At 73.9% G+C, this 20,426-nt stretch carries 14 protein-coding genes; 7 read left to right on the top strand and 7 right to left on the bottom strand.

The genetic code is table 11. The features are described 5' to 3' along the window. Positions 1-110: 110 nt before the first annotated feature. Positions 111-1,733, bottom strand: coding sequence for a purple acid phosphatase family protein (locus ACIP60_RS27085; protein ID WP_400688747.1), 1,623 nt, complete (start codon positions 1,731-1,733; stop codon positions 111-113). Positions 1,734-1,945: 212 nt separating this feature from the next. Continuing rightward, positions 1,946-2,710, bottom strand: a complete 765-nt coding sequence (locus ACIP60_RS27080) for an aminotransferase class IV (RefSeq protein WP_400689260.1) — start codon at positions 2,708-2,710, stop codon at positions 1,946-1,948. Between the two features lie 97 nt (positions 2,711-2,807). On the opposite strand from ACIP60_RS27080, the gene ACIP60_RS27075 reads away from it, so the two are divergent. Then, positions 2,808-3,308, top strand: a complete 501-nt coding sequence (locus tag ACIP60_RS27075; protein ID WP_400688744.1) for a DinB family protein — start codon at positions 2,808-2,810, stop codon at positions 3,306-3,308. A gap of 46 nt (positions 3,309-3,354) precedes the next feature. Here ACIP60_RS27075 and ACIP60_RS27070 read toward each other — a convergent pair whose 3' ends face one another. The 3 genes from ACIP60_RS27070 to ACIP60_RS27060 all read right to left on the bottom strand — a co-directional run bounded on the left by ACIP60_RS27070 (position 3,355) and on the right by ACIP60_RS27060 (position 8,960). Continuing rightward, entirely contained in the window at positions 3,355-5,013 is a 1,659-nt protein-coding gene (locus ACIP60_RS27070; RefSeq protein ID WP_400688741.1) for an FAD-binding dehydrogenase, read from the bottom strand. Between the two features lie 136 nt (positions 5,014-5,149). Beyond that, positions 5,150-7,585, bottom strand: a complete 2,436-nt coding sequence (locus tag ACIP60_RS27065) for an endonuclease/exonuclease/phosphatase family protein (RefSeq protein WP_400688739.1) — start codon at positions 7,583-7,585, stop codon at positions 5,150-5,152. 283 nt (positions 7,586-7,868) lie between these two features. Continuing rightward, positions 7,869-8,960 (bottom strand): HoxN/HupN/NixA family nickel/cobalt transporter, encoded by a 1,092-nt coding sequence (locus ACIP60_RS27060; protein WP_400688737.1) that lies wholly within the window; start codon positions 8,958-8,960, stop codon positions 7,869-7,871. A gap of 306 nt (positions 8,961-9,266) precedes the next feature. On the opposite strand from ACIP60_RS27060, the gene ACIP60_RS27055 reads away from it, so the two are divergent. From ACIP60_RS27055 to ACIP60_RS27045, 3 genes are all read left to right on the top strand, one after another. Continuing rightward, positions 9,267-11,591, top strand: a complete 2,325-nt coding sequence (locus tag ACIP60_RS27055) for a glycosyl hydrolase family 18 protein (protein ID WP_400688734.1) — start codon at positions 9,267-9,269, stop codon at positions 11,589-11,591. A gap of 205 nt (positions 11,592-11,796) precedes the next feature. Then, on the top strand, positions 11,797-12,957 hold the full coding sequence (locus ACIP60_RS27050) for an alpha/beta hydrolase (RefSeq protein ID WP_400688730.1): 1,161 nt from the start codon (positions 11,797-11,799) through the stop codon (positions 12,955-12,957). A 111-nt stretch (positions 12,958-13,068) separates the two neighbouring features. Then, positions 13,069-15,480, top strand: a complete 2,412-nt coding sequence (locus ACIP60_RS27045) for an ArnT family glycosyltransferase (protein WP_400688728.1) — start codon at positions 13,069-13,071, stop codon at positions 15,478-15,480. Positions 15,481-15,612: 132 nt separating this feature from the next. Here ACIP60_RS27045 and ACIP60_RS27040 read toward each other — a convergent pair whose 3' ends face one another. Both ACIP60_RS27040 and moaA read right to left on the bottom strand, forming a co-directional pair. Further along, entirely contained in the window at positions 15,613-16,362 is a 750-nt protein-coding gene (locus ACIP60_RS27040; RefSeq protein WP_400688726.1) for an HNH endonuclease family protein, read from the bottom strand. A 205-nt stretch (positions 16,363-16,567) separates the two neighbouring features. Continuing rightward, a complete protein-coding gene (moaA, locus tag ACIP60_RS27035; RefSeq protein ID WP_400688724.1) occupies positions 16,568-17,599 on the bottom strand; it encodes a GTP 3',8-cyclase MoaA in 1,032 nt (343 codons plus the stop codon). A gap of 131 nt (positions 17,600-17,730) precedes the next feature. On the opposite strand from moaA, the gene ACIP60_RS27030 reads away from it, so the two are divergent. The 3 genes from ACIP60_RS27030 to ACIP60_RS27020 all read left to right on the top strand — a co-directional run bounded on the left by ACIP60_RS27030 (position 17,731) and on the right by ACIP60_RS27020 (position 20,374). Next, positions 17,731-18,321 carry an NTP transferase domain-containing protein gene (locus ACIP60_RS27030; protein ID WP_400688720.1) on the top strand — a complete coding sequence of 197 codons (591 nt, stop codon included), beginning with the start codon at positions 17,731-17,733 and terminating at the stop codon, positions 18,319-18,321. Between the two features lie 228 nt (positions 18,322-18,549). After that, on the top strand, positions 18,550-19,407 hold the full coding sequence (locus ACIP60_RS27025; RefSeq protein WP_400688718.1) for a hypothetical protein: 858 nt from the start codon (positions 18,550-18,552) through the stop codon (positions 19,405-19,407). Between the two features lie 187 nt (positions 19,408-19,594). After that, positions 19,595-20,374 (top strand): hypothetical protein, encoded by a 780-nt coding sequence (locus ACIP60_RS27020; protein WP_400688715.1) that lies wholly within the window; start codon positions 19,595-19,597, stop codon positions 20,372-20,374. Positions 20,375-20,426: the final 52 nt, after the last annotated feature.

Raw genomic sequence — 20,426 nt, 5'->3', positions numbered from 1 at the left:
CCCGCCACCCTAGTGCCGCGTCAGGCCGCCTTCGCCCCGTCGCGGCACTGGACGGTGCCCGCCCCGGACCCGGCAGCACCTGGTCCGGGGCGGGCGCCGTCCGGCCGGGTTCAGTGGCCGTGCTCGCCGCGGCCCGCGCGGCGGACGATCGAGTAGTGGTCGATCCGGGTGCCGTCCTCGGCCAGCGCGGTCACCTTCATCGTGCTGTTCGCGCCGGGGTGGGCCGGGGTGACGTCCACCTTGACGAAGGAGTAGCCGGTGTAGCGGACCCGCGACCAGTGCACTGTCTCGGGGACGTGCACCGCGCCCTTCTCGAAGTGGTACGTGACCACCTCGTCCTGGTGGTTCTCGTGGCCCTCGTAGCTGTCGGGGGCGTCGAAGGAGTACAGGCTGCGCCCGGCCGCGCCCGCGGTCACGTAGACCACGCCGTCCTTGGCCGGGTCGAGCGTCGCGCCGCTCGGCACCGCCTTGGCGACCTTGTTGCCGAGGATCGCGTCGGTGCGCTCGTACACGTGGTTGTGGCCGTTGACGACCAGGTCCACCCGGTACTTCTCGAACAGCGGCACCCAGGCGTCCCGGACCCCGCCCTCGGAGGCGTGCTGGTGGGTGGTGGAGAAGGCGCAGTGGTGGAAGAAGACCACCACGAAGTCGACCGTCTCGTCGGCCCGCAGCTCGCGCAGCCTGCGCTCCAGCCACTGGGTCTGCCGGCCGTTGGTGTAGCCGAAGTTGGCCGGGATCTCGTACGAGACGTCGTTGGCGTCCAGCGAGATCACGCCGACGTTGCCGTAGGTGAAGGAGTAGACGCCGGGGGCCTTGCGCGGGTCCGGGCCGTCGGTCGGCAGGGTGAAGCGGGCGTCCTCGCCGCCGTACCCGTTGTGCGAGTACCACGCCTCCATGTCGTGGTTGCCGTAGGAGACCATCCACGGGATCTTCGCGGACACCGGCTCGGTCTGCGCCAGGAAGGCGTCCCAGGTCCGGGCGTCGTACGCGGACCTGTCGCTGTCCAGGCCCTGGCCGGCCGGATCGGCGTAGCAGATGTCGCCCGCGTGCAGGTGGAACACCGGGTTCTGCGCCAGGATCACGTTGTCGTTGCCGGCCGCGTGCGCGGAGACGCCCTGGTCGCCGAAGGCGGTGAAGGTGAACGGCTCGAACGGGCGGCCCCGGCGGCCGGTGCGGGACGGCGCGGTGGTGAAGGTCTTCAGGGTGGAGATCGCCTGGTGCGAGGCCGGGTCGAAGCCCTCGTGGCCGACGCCGTAGTAGTAGGTGGTGCCCGGCTGGAGGTGGTCCAGCTCCACGTGCAGGTAGTACTGGTCGACCGGGGTGCCGCCGTCGACCAGCGCCGGGGTGTGCAGCGCGCGCACCTCGGCCTCGATCTTGTGGCTCAGCTCCCAGGGGTGGCGGCCGAAGCGCAGGAACGGCTTGCGCACCGCCGCCGGCACCTGCCAGGACACCCGCATCTGGGTGCCGGCGTCGGCGCCGAACTGCAGGTGGCGGCCGACCGGCGCGACCAGCGAACCGTCCACCCCGCCGGTCGCGGAGCCGGACGTCACGGACGGGTCGGCGAACGCCGTACCGGAGCCCAGCGCCCCGCCGACGGCCAGCGCGCCGGCCGTGACCGCGCCGGAGCGCAGCAGGGTGCGGCGGGAGAGCTTGCTGCGCAGGTACTCGTGCTGCTCCGCCATGCTCATGCGTGCGGCGAGCTCGGCGGGCACGCCCATGTGGGGGATATCCATGCGCGGGAGACTGTCAGTGGCCGGTGGCCGCCGCCCGGACGGTCGGTGAACGAGCGTCAACAGGCCGGTCTGGTACGGCACATGATCCGACCATGCGCGGGTAAAGCCGGTGGTGCGACCGCTCCCCGCCGCCCGCTCGCCGTGTCCGGTCCCTACAACCGCTCCCCGCATCCGGTCCCTGAGAGCAGTCCAGCAGTCCCTACGAGCGATCCCTACAGCCGCTCCCCCGGCACCGCCAGGTACGCCTCGCGCAGCCGCGCCACCTCCGCGGTGTCGAAGGCCCGCCCGTCCACCGCCGCCACCGGGCGCACCCCGACCGCCGCGTTGGTCGCGAACACCGCTTCCACGCCCGCCAGTTCCGGCCCGACCCGCTCCTCGGCGCCGCCGCACGCCCCGCGCAGCAGCGCCATCGCCGTCCCGGCCAGGTACGCGCCGCGCGGCCAGAGCACCTCGCCGCCGCGCAGGAAGCCGACGTTCCAGGTGCCGCCCTCGGTGACGCCGCCGTCCCGGTCCACGAACAGCGCGTCGTCGAACCCGGCCTGCTGGGCCAGTCGGCGCTGGCGCAGCGCCCCGAACAGCGCCACGCTCTTCACCTCCGGCAGTTCCCGCTCGAAGCGGGCCGTCCGCACCCGGATCGGCCCCGGCGCCCCGCTGCCCGCCGGACGGGCCGTCACCAGCACCCGCGGCTCGGCCTTCCCGCCGATGCTGCCCAGGTCGATCGCCGGGTCGAACACCGTCACCCGCACCGCCACCGCCCCCGCCGCGGGCACCGCCCGCCGGGCGAACCCCCGCACCCGCTCCCGGTCCGGCCGCACCCCGAACAGCGCCGCGCAGTCCCGCTCCAGCCGCTCCAGGTGCAGGTCGAGGCCGCGCACCCGGCCGTCCTCCACCAGCATCGTGGTGAAGTGCCCGTAGTTCGTCAGCGCCAGCACCTGCAACTGCGCCGCCGTCACCGGCCGCCCGTCCAACTCCGCCACCGCGGCTCCTGCGTTCACGCCCCCATTCTCGGTGATCGGCGGGCCGTCCCCGAAACCCCGGTGCGTCCGGGGGCCGGGCCCGGCTAGGTTCCCGGACATGACAGCCTTCGAAACGCAGCGCCGCCCCGTCCCCCGCGCCGACGGCGGTGAGCTCGACACCGCGCTCGCCTTCCTGGCCTTCGCCCGGGAGTGCGTGCTCAAGAAGACCGAGGACCTGACGGAGGAGCAGCTGCGCCGCGTCCTGGTGCCGACCGGGACGAACCTGCTGGGGCTGGTGCAGCACCTGACGGACGGCGAGCGGTACTGGTTCGGCCACCACGTCGCGGGCCTGGCGGAGCACCGGGACGTGGACTTCGCCATGGCCGTCCCGGACGACGTGCCCGCCCACCGGGTGCTGGCCGCCTACCGGCAGGCGTGCGCGGACAGCGACGCGATCGTCCGCGCCGTCGCCGACCCCGCCCGGCCGACCGCCACGGCGGTGGCCGGGGAGCCGCGCTCGCTGCGCTGGGTGCTGGCCCACATGACGGGCGAGACCACCCGCCACGCGGGCCACGCCGACATCCTGCGCGAGCAGATCGACGGCACGACCGGCCGGTAGTGCCGTGACCGCCGGCCGCCGGCCGCCGGGCCGCGGCCACCGGCCGCTACGCGGTGGCCCTCGCCGCCGCCCGGCCGGCGGCGCGGCCGGAGAAGAGGCAGCCGCCCAGGAAGGTGCCCTCCAGGGAGCGGTAGCCGTGGATGCCGCCGCCGCCGAAGCCGGCCGCCTCGCCGGCCGCGTAGAGGCCGTCCAGGACGGTGCCGTCGGCGCGCAGGACGCGGGAGTCGAGGTCGGTCTGGAGGCCGCCGAGGGACTTGCGGGTGAGGATGTTGAGCCGGACGGCGATCAGCGGGCCGGCCTTGGGGTCGAGCAGCCGGTGCGGGCTCGCGGTGCGGATCAGCTTGTCGCCGAGGTAGCGGCGGGCCCCGTGGATCGCGGTGACCTGGAGGTCCTTGCTGAACGGGTTGGCGATCTCGCGGTCGCGGGCCTCGATCTCGCGGCGCAGTTCGGCGCCGTCGATGGCGGGGGCGTCGCCCTGGCGCTCGTTCATGCCGCGGACGAGTTCCTCCAGGGTGTCGGCGACCACGAAGTCCGGGCCGTGCTGCTTGAACGCCTCGACCGGACCGGTGGCGCCGGGCAGCGCGCGGCCGAGCACCTGGCGGATCGAGCGGCCGGTCAGGTCGGGGTTCTGCTCGGAGCCGGAGAGCGCGAACTCCTTCTCGATGATCTTCTGGGTGAGCACGAACCAGGTGTGCTGGTGGCCGGTGCGCATGATGTGTTCGAGGGTGCCGAGGGTGTCGAAGCCGGGGAACAGGGGGACGGGCAGCCGCCTGCCGGTGGCGTCCAGCCAGAGCGAGGACGGGCCGGGGAGGATCCGGATGCCGTGCTTGGCCCAGATCGGGTTCCAGTTCTCGATGCCCTCGGTGTAGTGCCACATCCGGTCGCCGTTGATCAGGTGGCCGCCGGCGGCGCCCGCGACGTCCAGCATCAGGCCGTCGACGTGCGCGGGGACGCCGGAGAGCAGTTTGGCGGGCGGGGTGCCGAGCCGTTCGGGCCAGGCGGCGCGGACCTTGTCGTGGTTGCCGCCGATGCCGCCGGAGGCCACGATCACGGCCTGGGCGCGCAGTGCGAAGTGTCCGGCGACCTCGCGGGAGCTGGCCTCGCCGCGCTGCACGGCGGACGGGGCGAGCACCTCGCCGGTGACGGTGTCCAGGCTCCCGGCGCTGGCGGCGAGGCCGGTGACGCGGTGCCGGAAGCGCAGTTCGACCCGGCCGGCCCTGACCGCCTCGCGCACCCGGCGGGCGAAGGGCTCGACGATGCCGGGGCCGGTGCCCCAGGTGATGTGGAAGCGCGGGACGGAGTTGCCGGGGCCGGAGGCCAGCAGTCCGCCGCGCTCGGCCCAGCCGACCACCGGGAACAGCCGCAGGCCCTGGGCGTGCAGCCAGGCGCGCTTCTCGCCGGCCGCGAAGTCGACGTACGCCTCGGCCCAGCGGCGCGGCCAGGCGTCCTCCTCGCGGTCGAACCCGGCGGTGCCGAGCCAGTCCTGCCAGGCGAGGTCGCGGGAGTCCTTGATCCGCATCCGGCGCTGCTCGGGCGAGTCGACCAGGAACAGGCCGCCGAACGACCAGTGCGCCTGTCCGCCGAGCGAGCCGGCCGGCTCCTGGTCGAGCAGCAGCACCTTCCGTCCGGCGTCGGCGAGTTCGGCGGTGGCGGCCAGGCCGGCGAGGCCCGCTCCGATCACGATGACGTCGGCGTCGTGGGCCATGCGGGGCGTCCTTCCAGACCTGCGCGGGGGGTGCCATGATCCTCCGGCCTGCGGGCCCCGCGGTCAACCCACCGGTAACTTCCGGGAACGCGGCAGCCCCCGCCGGGACGGGCGGGGGCTGCCGGGCCGGGGGCCGTCAGGGCTTGATCCGGACCACCTGCGGGTCGTGGTCGGAGGCCTGGGCGGCGAACTCGCTGTTGATGTGCACCACGTCGTAGTGGGTCTTCTTGGGCTTGAGCGCGGGGCTGACCAGGATGTGGTCGAGCACCTGCGAGTTGCCCTGGTAGACGTAGGAGTAGCGCTCGTTCGCGGGCAGCTCGTTGACCAGGTCGCGCAGCACGCCGTCCTTGGTCAGGGTCTGGAGCGCGGGCGAGAACTGGTAGTCGTTGAAGTCGCCGAGCGAGACGATCCGGGCCTTGGGGTCGGCCTTGAGCAGCTTGGCGACGAACGCCTGCTCGACGGCGGCCTGCTTGACCCGCTGCACCTCGGAGGAGCGGGTGGGGGCCTGGAAGCGGCTGTCGATGCCCTGGTCGCCGCCCTTGCTGTTGAAGTGGTTGGCGATCACGAAGACCGGCTTGCCCTTGAACTCGAACTGCCCGACCAGCGGCTTGCGGCTGGAGGCCCACGCCTCGTTGCCGGGGTCGATCCGGCCGGGCGAGGCGGTGAGGCTGGTCCTGTTCTTCTTGCCGGTGACGTCGACGGCGGTGGTGGAGGAGCCGCCGGGGATGTCGGTGAAGGAGACCCGCTTCGGGTCGAACAGGAACACCTGGCGGATGTTGCCGCCGGGCTCGCCGCCGTCCTGGCCGTCGACCGGGTCGATCGAGCGCCAGTCGTAGGCCGGGCCGCCGGCCGCCTTGATCGCGTCGATGAAGGTCTTGACGGTGGTGGAGGCGCCCACGGTGCCGTCGTTGACCGCGCCGTTGTCGTCCTGGATCTCCTCGAGGGCGACGATGTCGGGCGAGGCCAGGTTGGTGACGATGCCCTTGGCGAGCTGGGCGAACTTCGCCGGGCCGTCGCTCGGGTCGAGGTTCTCGACGTTGTAGGTGCCGATGGTCAGTTCGTTCTTCTTGCCCTGCTGGGCGACCTCGGGCTTGAGCCCGTTGTCCTTGACCGCGCCCAGGGTGTTGGCGGCGATGGTGTAGCCGCCGAACTGGTTGTAGTCGAGCGGGCCGGTGGTGGCGCCGGTCAGCCGGTCGCCGACGTTGGCGACCGGGAAGGGCACCTCGGTCAGCGGCGGCAGCGACTGGATCATGATCCGGCCGTTGTTCGGCTTGTCGTAGCCGAGGTAGACCACGCCGCCGCGGGCGGTGCGCGGGTCGGTGGCGAGGGCGTCCACCCACAGCTCGTTGTACGTGTCGGTGGCCTGCACCACCGGCACGTCGGCGACCTGGACGTTCATGCCCTCCAGCGACTCGTACAGGTCGAGGGCGTACTTCGCCGGGTCCAGCGGCAGGGCGTCGATCGAGCCGCCGGCCGCGTCGGGGGCGTAGGCGGCCGGGATGTCGGCGCCGTTCAGCACGACGGGCGCGGGCACCGGGTTGCCGGAGGAGAGGACGGCGGTGGTCGGGCCGGTCAGCTCGGTGACCGACTGGGAGCCGCCCGAGCTGTTCGGGTAGTACTCGCTGACCTTGCCGGTGACCAGCACCGAGTCGCCGACCTTGACGGTCGGGGCGGCGGAGCCGGTGTAGACGAACACGCCCTCGCTGGTGGCCGGGTCCGCGTCCGGGTTCGGGTCCTGGATCCAGAAGCCCTTGGTGCCGTAGGCGCGCACGCCGGTGACGACGCCGGGCACGTTGGTGACGGTCCGGCCGTTCTTCGGCGAGACCCGGGTGGTGCCCTGGATGTCGTGGACGCGCAGGTCGCCGGGGGTGCCGGGCGGGGTGGTCGGCGGGGTGGTGGGGCCGCCGCCGGTGGTCTCGCCCTTGGAGTTGGTGGGCGTCGGGTCGCCGGCCGTGAGGTCCTTGGCGTTGTCGTCGGTGTCGGCGAGCGCGGCGCCGCGCGCCACCGAGGCGGTGTTGGACGCACCGGTGACCGGGCTGCCCTCGCGGACCACGGCGGTGCCGAAGCCCACCAGGTCGACGATCCGCGGGTCGGCGGCGCAGTCGGCGGCGGTCTTGCAGGTCAGCGCGGCGGTGCCGTTGACCAGCGCGACGGTGCCGGCGGTGGCGGACAGCGCCAGGTTGCCGCTCGCGTCGGCGGCCGGCAGGTCGGCGGTGCCGCCGGCGCCCGCGCCCTCGGCGACCAGGTAGCGGCCGCCGGGGGCGACCGACCCGCTCAGCGCGGTGACGCCCCACTGGCTGGAGGCGCTCGGGCTGCCGGGCAGGTACTGCACGCTGTAGCCGGTCAGGCCGAAGGCCGCGCCGGACGGGTTGCCCAGCTCGATGAAGTCGTTCTTCAGCGTCGCGCCGGAGTTGCCGCCGCCGCCGTAGACCTCGGCGATCACCGCGCCGGTGGACGGCGCGGCGAACGCGCCCGGCAGCGGGACGGCCAGCAGGGAGGCGGCGACCGCGGCCGTCGCGGCGGCGCGCAGCAGCGTGCGGCGGGAACGGCGGGCGGGAGTGGGGCTGGGCACCGTTGCGGGGCTCCTTCGTGGCAAGGCCATGGCCCGGGCGCGGCGGGGCGCTCCGGGTGGTGGTGAGGGTCCGTCAGAAGGCGTGCTGCCGGGGGCCGGTCCGGGTTCCGACCGGCTCCTGGCGGGCTACTCGCGTAGATCCGGTTCCCGAAGATACGCGCGTAGAAGTTGACCCGACAAGGGCGCCGACGTGAACACTTCCCGACCTGCGACGACCTCGCCGCCCAGGGAACGCCGGAGGGGCGCCCGCCCGGGCACCCCTCCGGTACGAACGGTCCGGCGGCTACGCCTGCTCGCGCAGCCCGGCGCCCCACTTCTGCTCGACCCGGCCGAACTTCCAGAACGCCAGCGCCCCGGCCCAGGTCACCACGAACAGGCCGACGATCACGTAGCCCACCAGGTTGAGGTCCAGCGCGCCGATCCAGCCGATCGGGCCGCCGGTGATGTCCAGCTTCTCGGACGCCAGCTGGAGCAGCTCGATCACGCCGATCACCAGTGCCACCACGACCGACAGGCCGGTCACCGTCAGGTTGTAGTAGATCTTCCGGACCGGCTTGGAGAACGCCCACTCGTAGGCGAAGTTCATGAACGAGCCGTCGATGGTGTCCAGCAGGCTCATGCCCGCCGCGAACAGGACCGGCAGCACCAGCAGCGCGTACCAGGGCAGCGAGAACGCGGCGGCGCCGCCCGCCAGCACCAGCAGCGAGACCTCGGTCGCGGTGTCGAAGCCCAGCCCGAACAGCAGCCCCACCGGGTACATGTGCCACGACTTGGTGACCGCCCGGGTGACCCGGCCCAGGATGCGGTTCAGGAAGCCGCGCCGGTCCAGCTGCCGCTCCAGCTCGGCCTCGTCGAAGTCGCCCTGGCGCATCCGCCGGAACACCTTGAGGATGCCGTTGAACGCGCCCAGGTTGATCAGGCCGATCAGCACCAGGAAGGTGCCGGAGACCGTGACGCCGATCAGCCCGGTCGCGTCGTGCAGCGTCGAGTCGTCCGACTCCACCTGCCCCGCCAGCGCCCGGATGCCGAAGGCCAGCAGCGCGCAGAGCCCGAACACGATCGACGAGTGGCCCAGCGAGAACCAGAAGCCCACCGAGAGCGGGCGCTTGCCCTGGCCCATCAGCTTGCGGGTGGTGTTGTCGATCGCGGCGATGTGGTCGGCGTCGAAGGCGTGCCGCATGCCGAGCGTGTAGGCCGTCAGGCCCATCCCGGCCCCGAACACCTGGCCGCCGACGTCGTAGTGCCTGGGCGCGATCACCGCGAGCAGGGTCACCCACCCCACCACGTGCAGGAGCAGGACGAACCCGGCCATGCCGGCCAGCCTGGTCCACTCCTCCCGGGTGAGCCGGTCGCGCAGACGGCTGGGCGCTGCCATGGGTCTTCCTTCCGAGCAGGGTGCCGCGAGGGCGGTGAGCTGGATTATCTTTCCGCTTATATGCATGCAATTGCAAGTCATGTGCAACTGCGAGCCGGGGGCGTACGCCGGGGGCGGAACGGGCTCGGAGCCCCCGAAAGGACTGTTCGGAAAGCTTCCTGACGGTTCGTGGGTCGAAATCCTTGACCCGGACGAATGGTCCAGTCCAATCTAGGTGACGCGCTCACCCCGGGGCGCGCAGGCTCCCACCTGGTCCCCACGGCCGCCGCACCTACCGGACAACCCCACTTCTCCGGAGGTTCCTCCATGCTTGAACGGGCCACGCCCACCCCCGAGCCGACCCCGCGCCGGGCCCCCTCCCGCCGTCGCGCCGGCGCCCTCGTGGTGGCCGCCGCGATGACGATCGGCTCGACCGCCCTCGCGCTCTCGCTCGGCTCCGCCTCGGCGGCCACCGTCAACCTGCTCGCCAACGGCGACTTCGAGTCCGGCACCCTGAGCGGCTGGTCCTGCACCGGCGGCTCGGTGGTCACCACCCCCGTGCACGGCGGGTCCTACGCGCTGGGCGGCAACGCCACCGCCGCGGACACCGGTCAGTGCCAGCAGACCGTCACCGTGCAGCCGAACACCAAGTACACCCTCTCCGGCTTCCTCAAGGGCAGCTACGTGTACCTGGGCGCCACCGGCACCGGCGTGAACGCCTCCACCTGGACGCCGGGCGCCACCGCCTACACCCAGCTGAGCACCACCTTCACCACCGGCGCGTCCACCACCTCGGTGACGGTGTTCACCCACGGCTGGTACGGCACCGGCGCCTACCAGGCGGACGACCTGGTGCTGACCGGCCCGGGCGGCGGCACCACCGGCCCGAGCGCCTCCGCCTCCGCCAGCCCCTCGCAGAGCGCCTCGCCGAGCCCGAGCCCGAGCACGAGCCCCTCGGGCTCCACCTCGCCCGGCCCGTCCACCTCGGCCTCCCCGTCGCCGTCCGCGAGCTCCAGCTCCGGCACCGGCAACGGCCCGACCGGCGACGGCAAGATCACCGTGCCGGGCGGGGTGGCGGTCACCAGGACCACCTCCAACGCCGTGGTGCTGAAGTGGAACGCCTCGACCGACTCGACCGACAACTACGTCGGCTACAAGGTCTGGTCGAAGGGCCAGCTGGTCGGCACCTCGATGGGCACGAACATCGCGGTCTCCTCGCTGCTGCCGAACACCGCGTACACCTTCACCGTCCAGGCGTACGACAAGGCCGGGCACGCCTCCCAGCAGTCCGCCGCGGTGAACGCCACCACCGCCGCCGCGCCCGCCGCCAAGCCGCTCAAGTCGGCCTACTTCGACCAGTGGTCGGTGTACGACGCCGCCTACTACCCGAAGAACGTGGACACCTCGGGCGCCGCCGCCAAGCTGGACGTGATCTCCTACGCGTTCGAGAACATCCACCCGACCAACCTCAACTGCTTCGAGGCGGTCAAGGCCTCGGACGCCGCGAACGAGAACAACCCGAACGCGGGCGACGGCGCGGCCGACGCGTACGCCGACTACCAGATGGACTACTCGGGCGCCATCTCGGTCGACGGCTCCACCGACGAGTGGGAGCAGCCGCTGAAGGGCAACTTCAACCAGCTGCGCCAGCTCAAGGCGAAGAACCCGAACCTGCGGGTCACCCTCTCGCTGGGCGGCTGGACCTACTCCAAGTACTTCTCCGACGCGGCGGCCACCGACGCCTCGCGCAAGAAGCTGGTCTCCTCCTGCATCGACATGTTCCTCAAGGGCAACCTGCCGGCCAACGTCGCGGGTGACGCCGCCGGCGGCGCGGCCAGCGGCGCGGGCATCTTCGACGGCATCGACATCGACTGGGAGTACCCGGGCTCGGCCGGCGGCCACACCGGCAACCACTACTCCGCGGCCGACAAGCAGAACTTCACCGCGCTGCTCGCCGAGTTCCGCAGCCAGCTCGACGCGTACGGGCAGACCGTCGGCAAGAAGTTCCTGCTCACCGCGGCCCTGCCGTCCGGCCAGGACAAGATCCAGTACCTGGAGACCGACCGGATCGGCGCGTACCTGGACTACGCCGACATCATGACGTACGACATGCACGGCTCGTGGGACGCCACCGGTCCGACCAACCTCCAGGACCCGCTGCACGACAGCCCGGCCGACCCGACCACGCCGATCGCCCCCGGCACCGCCAAGTACAACGTGGACACCACGCTGGCCGCGTACACCACCGGCCTGCCCGAGTACGGGATCAAGGGCGGCTTCCCGGCCAACAAGATCATCCTCGGCATCCCGTTCTACTTCCGCGGCTGGACCGGCGTCCAGGCCGGCGGCAACTACGGCCTCTACCAGAACGCCACCGGCGCCACCCCGGCCAAGCCCGGCAGCCAGGAGGCCGGCCTGGCCAGCTGGCGCGAGCTCACCCTCACCGCCCAGAACACCCACTGGGACCCGGTGACCGAGAGCACCTGGGTCTACGACGGCACCAACTTCTGGACCGGCGACGACCCGAAGGCCATCCAGGCCCGCGCCGCGTACGCCAAGAGCAAGGGCCTGGGCGGCATGTTCGCCTTCGCCCTGGAGAACGACGACAACAACTCCACCCTGCTGAACACCCTCTACAACAGCCTGGGCTGACGCCGCACCGGCCCGCCACGGACCGACGGCCCGCCGCACCTTCCCCGTGGGTGCGGCGGGCCGTCGCCGTCCGGGCCCCGGCTGGGAGCGCCGACGGGCCTGCGCCGCAGGTGAGTTGGGGCGGGCTTGGGGCGGGCTTGGCGAAACCGTGAACCGGCTGGGAGCCGGCTGGGAGATCCGTGAAGGCGTACCTTACGATCATCGGGTGCCCAGCCTGACCGGACTCCCCCTGCAGATCATCGCCACCCTGGTGGCCGTCGCCGCGTTCGCCGCCACCATGGGGCTGTGGCCCCGGCTCGGCGGGCGGGGCTGGCGGGCCTGGCTCGGCCGGATCGCGGCGTTCCTCGGGACGCAGGTCACGGTGCTGGTCGCGATGGGCCTGGTCGCCAACTCCTACTTCGGGTTCTACTCGACCTGGAGCGACCTGCTCGGCCTGGACGGCAGCCCCGGCACCGTGGTCGACCACCAGCCCGGCGGCCGGGCCGTCTCGGTCACCGGCGAGCAGCGGATGTACTCCGCGCAGGGCTCCGCCCAGGACCGCTCCGGGGTGATCCAGCGGGTGGAGATCCACGGGACCGGCTCCGGGCTGACCGGCACCCCCGCGTACGTCTACCTGCCGCCGCAGTACTTCCAGCCCGCCTACGCGAACAGCCGCTTCCCGATGCTGCTGGCGCTGTCCGGCTACCCGGGCACGCCGGAGAAGCTGATCTCGCTGCTCCAGTACCCGGCGTCCGCCCTGAAGGCCGTCGAGACCGGGAAGATGCCGCCCACCGTGCTGGTGATGATGCGGCCCACCCTGGTCGGCAACCGGGACACCGAGTGCATGGACGTGCCCGGCGGGCCCCAGGTGGAGACCTTCTTCACCGAGGACCTGCCGAAGGCGATGTCCGCCGCCTACCGGGTCGACGACCGGCCCGAGGCGCGGGCCGTGATCGGCGACTCCACCGGCGGCTACTGCGCCGTCAAGTTCGCGGTGCGCAAGCCCGATTCGTACCGGGCGGCGATCGCGCTGTCCGGCTACTACGAGGTGCACAACGACCCCACCACCGGCGACCTGTTCGGCGGCAGCGAGCAGGTCAGGCAGGACAACGACCTGCTGTGGCGGCTGCGCAACCACCCCGCCCCGCCGGTCTCGCTGCTGCTGGCCACCAGCCGCAACGAGGAGAACTACCGGCCCACCCAGGAGATGGTCGCCGCCTTCAAGGCCCCGACCCGGCTCTCCACCATCACCCTGGACAGCGGCGGCCACAACTTCCACACCTGGACCCGCGAGATCCCCCCGGCCCTCGCCTGGCTCGGCACCCGCCTCGCCCCGCCCACCCCGGACCCGGCCGGTGCGGGGGCCGCCGCCGCCACCCTCAGCTGACGGTCCGTCACCGCGCGCGGAGGCGGACGTCACCCGTCCGCCGGGAGACTTAGAGCGCCCTCATAGCCGCCTCTCATCAACCTCTCAGCCGGGCCTCCGAGCGTAGTGCCCATGACCACGTCCAGTTCCGTTCCTCCGACCAGCGAGCCGTGGCCCGACGCCGCGAACTACCCGCCCCCGGCGGTCGCGGCCCACGCCGCGGCCGGGCCGACCGAGTGGCCCTCCGCCGGGCCGCTCCCGCCCGCCGGGGCCGAACGCGAGCGGCCCGCTGAGACGCTGTTCCCGCCCGTCGCGCCGCCGCCCACCGGCCCGAAGGGACCGGCCTCCTGGGCCGGCCGGCTGCGCACGCTGCCCGCCCGCACCTGGCGCGGGCGCCCGGACGACCCGCGCTGGGTGCGTCCGGCCTTCCTCGGCCTGCTGCTGGCGACGGCCGTGCTGTACTTCTGGAACCTGACCGCCTCCGGCTGGGCGAACGCCTTCTACTCGGCCGCCGTCCAGGCCGGTTCGGTCAGCTGGAAGGCGATGTTCTTCGGGTCCTCGGACTCGGCGAACTTCATCACCGTCGACAAGCCGCCGCTGGCGCTGTGGCCGATGGCGCTCTCCGCCCGCCTCCTCGGCCTCAGCTCGTTCAGCCTGCTGGCCCCGCAGGTGCTGATGGGCGTCGGCACGGTCGCCGCCGTGTACGCCACGGTGCGCCGCCGCTTCGCCCCGCTGGCCGGCCTGGTGGCGGGCGCCGCGCTGGCGCTGACCCCGATCGCGGCGCTGATGTTCCGCTTCAACAACCCGGACGCGCTGCTGGTGCTGCTGCTCACCCTGGCCGCGTACGGCACCGTCCGGGCCACCGAGACGGCGTCCACCCGCTGGCTGGTGTTCGTCGGCGTGATGTTCGGCCTGGGCTTCCTCACCAAGACGCTCCAGGCGTTCCTGGTGCTGCCCGCGTTCGCCCTGGTGTACCTGGTGTGCGCGCCCACCGGTCCGGGCCGCCGCCTCCGGCAGCTGCTGTACGGCACCGTCGCCATGGTGGTGGCCGGCGGCTGGTGGGTGGCGATCGTCGAACTGATGCCGGCCTCCGCCCGCCCGTACATCGGCGGCTCGCAGGACAACTCCTTCCTCTCCCTGACCTTCGGCTACAACGGCTTCGGCCGGATCACCGGCGACGAGACCGGCTCGGTCGGCGGCGGCGGTGGCGGCCGGGCGGGCGGCGGGGGCGGCATGTGGGGCTCCACCGGCGTCACCCGGCTGTTCGACGGCGACATCGGCGGCCAGATCGCCTGGCTGATGCCCGCCGCGCTGATCCTGCTGGCCTTCGGCCTCTGGGCCACCCGCCGCCACCCGCGCACCGACTCGGCCCGGATCGGCTTCCTGGTCTGGGGCGGCTGGCTGCTCTCCACCGCGCTGACCTTCAGCTTCATGTCCGGCATCTTCCACCAGTACTACACGGTGGCCCTCGTCCCGGCGGTCGCCGCCCTGGTCGGCATGGGCGCCGACGGCCTGTGGCGGGCCCGCCACCGCCTCCCGTACGCGGCCGTGCTGGCCGTCACGGTCGCGGTCACCGCCTGGTGGGCGCACCAACTGCTCGGCCGCAGCGCGCAGTTCGTGCCGTGGCTGCGCGACGCGGTACTGATCGGCGGCGTCCTCGCCGCGATCGCGCTGCTCCTCGCGGGCCGCATCCCCGGCCTCACCGGCCGCCGGATCGCCACCGTCGCGGGCCTCACCGCCCTGGCCGCCACCCTGGCCGGCCCGGCCGCGTACGCCCTCGACACCGTCTCCACCGGCCACAGCGGCTCCATCGTCACCGCGGGCCCGGCCGTCCAGAGCGGCGGCTTCGGCGGTCGCGGCGGCGGCTTCCCCGGCGGCGGGGCCGGTTTCCCCGGCGGCGGCCGGGCGGGCGGCGGCACCGGCGGCATGCCCAACTTCCCGGGCGGCACCGGCACCGGCGGCACCGGCGGCAGCAGCAACGGCATGCCGGCCTTCCCCGGCGGCCCCCAGAACGGCACCGGCACCGGCACCGGCAGCAACGGCGGGACGGGTGCCTTCCCGGGCTTCCCGGGCGGCGGCACCGGCACCGGCACCGACGGCGAGCGCCGCACCGGACGCGGCGGCTTCGGCGGCGCGGGCGGCGGCGGCATGGGCGGCATGGGCGGCCTGCTGAACGGCGCCCAGGTCTCCACCGAGGTGGCCGACCTGCTCAAGCAGGACGCCGGCAAGTACACCTGGGTCGCCGCCGCGGTCGGCTCGCAGAACCAGGCCAGCTACCAACTCGCCAGCGGCGAACCGGTGATGGCGCTGGGCGGCTTCAACGGGAGCGACCCGTCGCTCTCCCTGAACGGCTTCAAGCAGCTGGTCCGGGAGGGCAAGGTGCACTGGTTCATCGGTGGCGGCGGCATGGGCGGCGGCAGCATGGGCGGCTCGAACTACTCCGCGGAGATCAGCTCCTGGGTGGAGGCCACCTACACCGCCAAGACCGTCGGCGGCACCACCCTGTACGACCTGACCGCGACCCCCAAGAGCCCCGGCCTCTGACCGGCGCCCCTCCCCCGCGCAGCCCCCGAGGCCGTCCGGCTCCCCTCCCCCGGGGAGCCCGGGCGGCCTCGGGGCCGTCCGCCCCGCGCCGCCGCGCCGCCGCCAGCGGTCGCCAGCCGGCGTCAGCGGTCGTCAGCCGCCGCAGAGCGCGAGCATGGTCTTCTTGTCGGCGGGCGTCACCGGCAGCTGGTACTTCAGCGACACCTGCGCCCACCGGATCGCGTACGAGCAGCGCACCTCGGTGTTGGCGGGCAGCCAGGTGGCCGGGCCGGAGTCGCCCTTCGCGGCGTTCTGCGAGCCGTCGGCGGGGATCAGGTTGAGCGGGTCGTTGGCGATCTGCACCCGCTTGGCCTTTTCCCACTTGGCGGCGCCCTGCTGCCAGTCGTAGGACAGCGGCATCACGTGGTCGATCTGGATCTTCGACGCCTGCTGCTTGTTCCACTGCACCGTCTTGCCGGTGTACGGGTCCCAGATGGTCATCCCGGTGACCACGCAGGCCGAGCCGTCCTTGTGCTCGACGTCCTTCCCGTCCCGGGCCAGCACGTCGTCCCGGGTGCCGCAGTTGTTGTGGCCCAGCGGCACGCCGTCCACGTTGTCCGTCCAGGCCGGGCCGAACTGGTCCCGGTCGTAGCCGGTCTTCGGCCCGGGGTCGGCGGTCCTGACCTGGGTGATCAGGTCCAGGCCGGCCTTGCGGTCGGCGTCGCTGGTGACGGGCGCCAGGCCGGGCTTGGTGCCGTCCGGGTTCTGCAGCGGGTTGGTCCCCTGCGAGACCGCCCCGGGGGAGGTGGCGCCGCTCGACCCCTTCTTCCCACTGGTGCACCCGGTGAGGGCCAGTGGAGCGAGCAACAGGACGGCGACGACGGCGGTACGGCGGGCTCGCACGGTATTCCTCTGCGGCTGGGCGACTCTGACGGCCCACCAGGAGACCAGCCCCGCCCCGCCGGGTCAAGCCGTCCGGACCACCGCATGACATATCTCTCCTTTCCCCCCGATCCCGGCATTCCGGCTGGGAGAATACGTCGCCCGCACCCGCGGACCCGCCGCCCTCGGCCTCCCCTCGGCCTCCCCTCTGCCCCCTCAGCCGTCCTCAGCCGCCGATCGCGGACATCGGCCGCTCCGGCCGGACGAAGTCGGCGTCGCCGATCCGGTGCCCGGCCCGCTTGCCGGCGACGCAGGCCCGCCAGGCCCGTTCGATCCGCGCGTCGTCGGCGCCGCCGCGCAGCAGGGCGCGCAGGTCGGACTCCTCGGTGGCGAACAGGCAGTTGCGCAGTTGCCCGTCGGCGGTGAGCCGGACCCGGTCGCAGCCGCCGCAGAACGGGCGGGTGACCGAGGCGATCACGCCGACCACGTGGCCGGTGCCGGCCAGCCGCCACTCCTCGGCGGGCGCGTTGCCGGGCCGGCCGACCGGGACGAGGCGCCAGCGGGCGGCGAGCACGTCGAGGATCTCGGCCGCCGTGACCATCGCGGCCCGGTCCCAGGCGCCCTGGGCGTCCAGCGGCATGGACTCGATGAACCGCATCCGGTAGCCGCCGTCGACGGCGAACTCGACCAGGTCGACGAGTTCGTCCTCGTTGACGCCGCGCACCGGCACCGCGTTGACCTTCACCGGTTCCAGCCCGGCGGCCTTGGCGGCGGCCAGCCCGGCCAGCACGTCGGCCAGCCGGTCCCGGCGGGTGAGTGCCGCGTAGCGCTCGGGGCGCAGGGTGTCCAGGCTGACGTTCACCCGGTGCAGGCCGGCCCGCTTCAACTCCGGTGCGCGGCGGGCGAGTCCGATGCCGTTGGTGGTGAGCGAGAGTTCCGCGCCGAGGTCGCCGAGCCGGGCGAGGAGGTCGGGCAGGCCGCGGCGCAGCAGGGGTTCGCCGCCGGTGAGCCGCAGGGTGCGGATGCCGAGGCGGTGGACGGCGATCCGGGCCAGGCGCAGCAGTTCGGCGTCGGTGAGGGTCTGGTCGCGGGGCAGCCAGTCGAGTCCTTCGGCGGGCATGCAGTAGGTGCAGCGCAGGTTGCACCGGTCGGTGAGGGAGAGCCGCAGGTCGGTGTGGACCCGGCCGTGCCGGTCGACCAGCGGTGCGGGCGCACCGGCGGGAGCGGCGGCGGGGACGTCAGTGGTGCGCGGTGCCATGGGGCCAGTGAACGGGGGCGGCCGGGGGCCGGTCCAGGGACGGAACGGCCGGGAGCGGCGGGCGGGCGGCGGGGGCGGCCTGTCGGATCGTCCAAGGCGGGGCGGCGGGGGGCGGGGGGCACACTGGCGGCATGGCGGAACTGCGGGTGCCGGCCCTGGTGCTGGCGGCGGGCGGCGGGTCGCGCCTCGGCGGGCGGCCGAAGGCGCTGCTGCCCTACCGGGGGCGGACGCTGCTGGAGCACGCGCTGGCGGTGGCGGCGGAGGGCGGCTGCGACGGCGCGGTCGCGGTGCTGGGCGCGGCGGCCGGGGAGGTGCGGGCCCGGACGGACACCGGCGACTGTCGACTCGTCGACAATCCCGACTGGCGCACCGGCATGGCCTCCTCGCTGCTCGCGGGCCTGGCCGCGCTGCCGCCGGGGGCGACGGCCGCGCTGGTCCTGCTGGTGGACACGCCGGGCGTCACCGCGGCGGCGGTCCGCCGGCTGCTGGCCGTGCACGCGGGGCCCGCGGACCTCGCCTCCTGCGCCTACGCCGGGCGCCGGGCGCACCCGGTGCTGATCGGCGCCGCGCACTTCCCGGCCCTGCGCACCACCGCCACCGGCGACGCGGGGGCCCGGGCGCTGCTGGCGTCCCGTCCGGTGGCCCTGGTCGACTGCACGGACGCGGCCGTCCCGGACGACCTCGACACCCCGGCCGACCTGGTCCGCTGGGGCATCGGCTGACGCCACGCCACCCCCGCCGGTGCCCGTCCGCCCCGGAGGTCACGGCGGTCGTGCGCGCCCCCCGGCGCGTGACCGTCCGCGCACCTTTTCCCCACCTCAACTCCGCTGGAGGAATACCTCATTCCGTACCGGTCGGGGCGCCGATCGGCCAGGATGGAGACCCACCCCTCCCGCCGATTCCCCTCCCGCCGATTCCCTCCCACCCCGATCCGAACGGACGGTGACCACATGCCGCTGCCCGAGGACGCCGCCGGCGCCACCGACGAGATGGGCCCGAACGGGTTTCCCCCCGGTTCGCCGTCGGGAGCGAGCCAGTTGCGCTGCCCGGCCTGCCGGGCCGAGCGCCGGTACGAGCCGCCGAGCCTGCCGTGCCCGTGCGGGGCGCAGCTGCGGGTGCCGCTGCTGCGCGGCGGGGTGCCGGTGCAGGTGCGGTTCCGGTCCTGGGAGGACTCCTGGCTGAACATGCGCTGCCCGCACTGCGGGCGCAGCGACCAGTGGCCGCAGCCGGAGTTCACCTGCGACTGCGGGGCGACCGTCCGGCTGCCGGTGGACCGGGCGCCGCGCCCGCAGGGCACCGGGCCGCGCTCGGTCCGCCCGGTGGAGAGCGCCCGCCCGTACACCACCGCCGTCCCGCCGGCCGCCCCGGCCCCGGTGGCGGACCCGCCGGCCGCCGGTTCGGGCCCGGCCCGCGCGCTGCGCCCGCCGTTCCGCCCGCAGCCGGTGCGCACCCCGCAGGACGCGGTGCTGACGGCGGCCCGCTACCTGCAGTGGCTGGGCTTCGCCGACCTGGAGCCGGCGCCGGGCCCGGAGCGGGACTCCACCACCCTGCTGGGCGGGCGGATCGTGGCCCGGGTGGACACCTGGACCGAGCCCGCCGACGTCAAGGCGGTGGAGTGCCTGTGGCTGGAAACCCTCCACGGCGAGGACGTCGCGGCGGCCATGTTCACCGTCTCCGGCTACTCCCGGCAGACCGTGGTCCGCGGCGAGCAGCTGCTGGTCGCCCTGTTCACGCTGGACGCGGCGGGCATCCCGCAGCCGTCGAACGGCGCCGCCGAGGCCCTGATGGAGACCGGCTGGACGTCCTGAGGCCCCACCGGCACGCCACCGTCCGGATCGGGCCGTTCCGGATTTCCTCGCGCTCGTGATCTGGTGCACAAGCTCCGGCGCGTGTTGAATTGCCGCCACGGCGCGGGCGCTTGGGGAGGCCGGCGGGTCGTTGCATGGCGCGCACAAGGAGGTGGCGTTGTCGGTGCACGGGACTGCCCCGGGGGGCATGGCGGACGTCGTCTGGCGGCTGAGGTCGCGCGGCTGCTGGCAGGAGGCGGCCGACCTGCTGCGCCCGCAGGCCGGGCGGGACCCGGCCGCGGCGCTCCAGCGGGCGGAGCTCCTGATCGAGCAGTGCCTGTTCACCGCGGACCACTGGGAGCGGGCGGAGGACGCGCTGCGCCAGGCGGAGGCGTCGGTCGCGGGCATCGAGGCGCGGGCGGCGGCCTCCTGCGCCCGGGGGTTCCTGGCGTACGTGGCGAGCGTGCTGGGCCGCCGGGACCGGCTGGACGAGGCGCAGGCGGCGCTCGGACGGACCTCGGCGCTGCTGGCGCCGCGGGCGCCGGGGCGTCCGCTGCTGGACTTCCGGCGCGGGCTGGTCGCGGAGAACCTGCTGCACGACCCGGCGGCGGCGCACAGCGCGTACGCCCGGGCGCACGAGGGGGCCCGGGAACGCGGGGACGAGCTGCTGCGATCCTCGACCTGGCGGCACCTGGCGGGCCTGGCCCAGGCGGCGGGCGACCGGGAGCGGGCGCGGGCCGGGTTCGCGGCCTCGCTGCGGCTGCGCGAGCAGCTGGGTTTCACGGTGGGGGTGGCGCCGGCGCTGGCCTCGCTGGCGGAGGTGTCGGAGCCGGCCGAGGCGGAGCGGCTGCGGGCGGAGGCGGCCCGGCTGGTGCAGGCGCTCGGCGGGGTGCCGGTGTGGCTGGCGAGGCGGCTGGCCCAGGTCCCGGCGCAGCCCGGTCCCCCGGACGGCGGCGCACCGAGCGACCTGCGGCGCGGCATCAGCTAAGGTGAGCCTTACCTGTCCGGGGCGAGCAGTGGCCCGGGCAGGTCCACCTCGC

Source organism: Kitasatospora sp. NPDC088783 (assembly GCF_044750705.1).
Lineage (GTDB): Bacteria > Actinomycetota > Actinomycetes > Streptomycetales > Streptomycetaceae > Kitasatospora > Kitasatospora fiedleri.
Note: the sequence above shows the minus strand (reverse complement) of the source record. Positions and strands in the feature narration are given on the sequence as shown.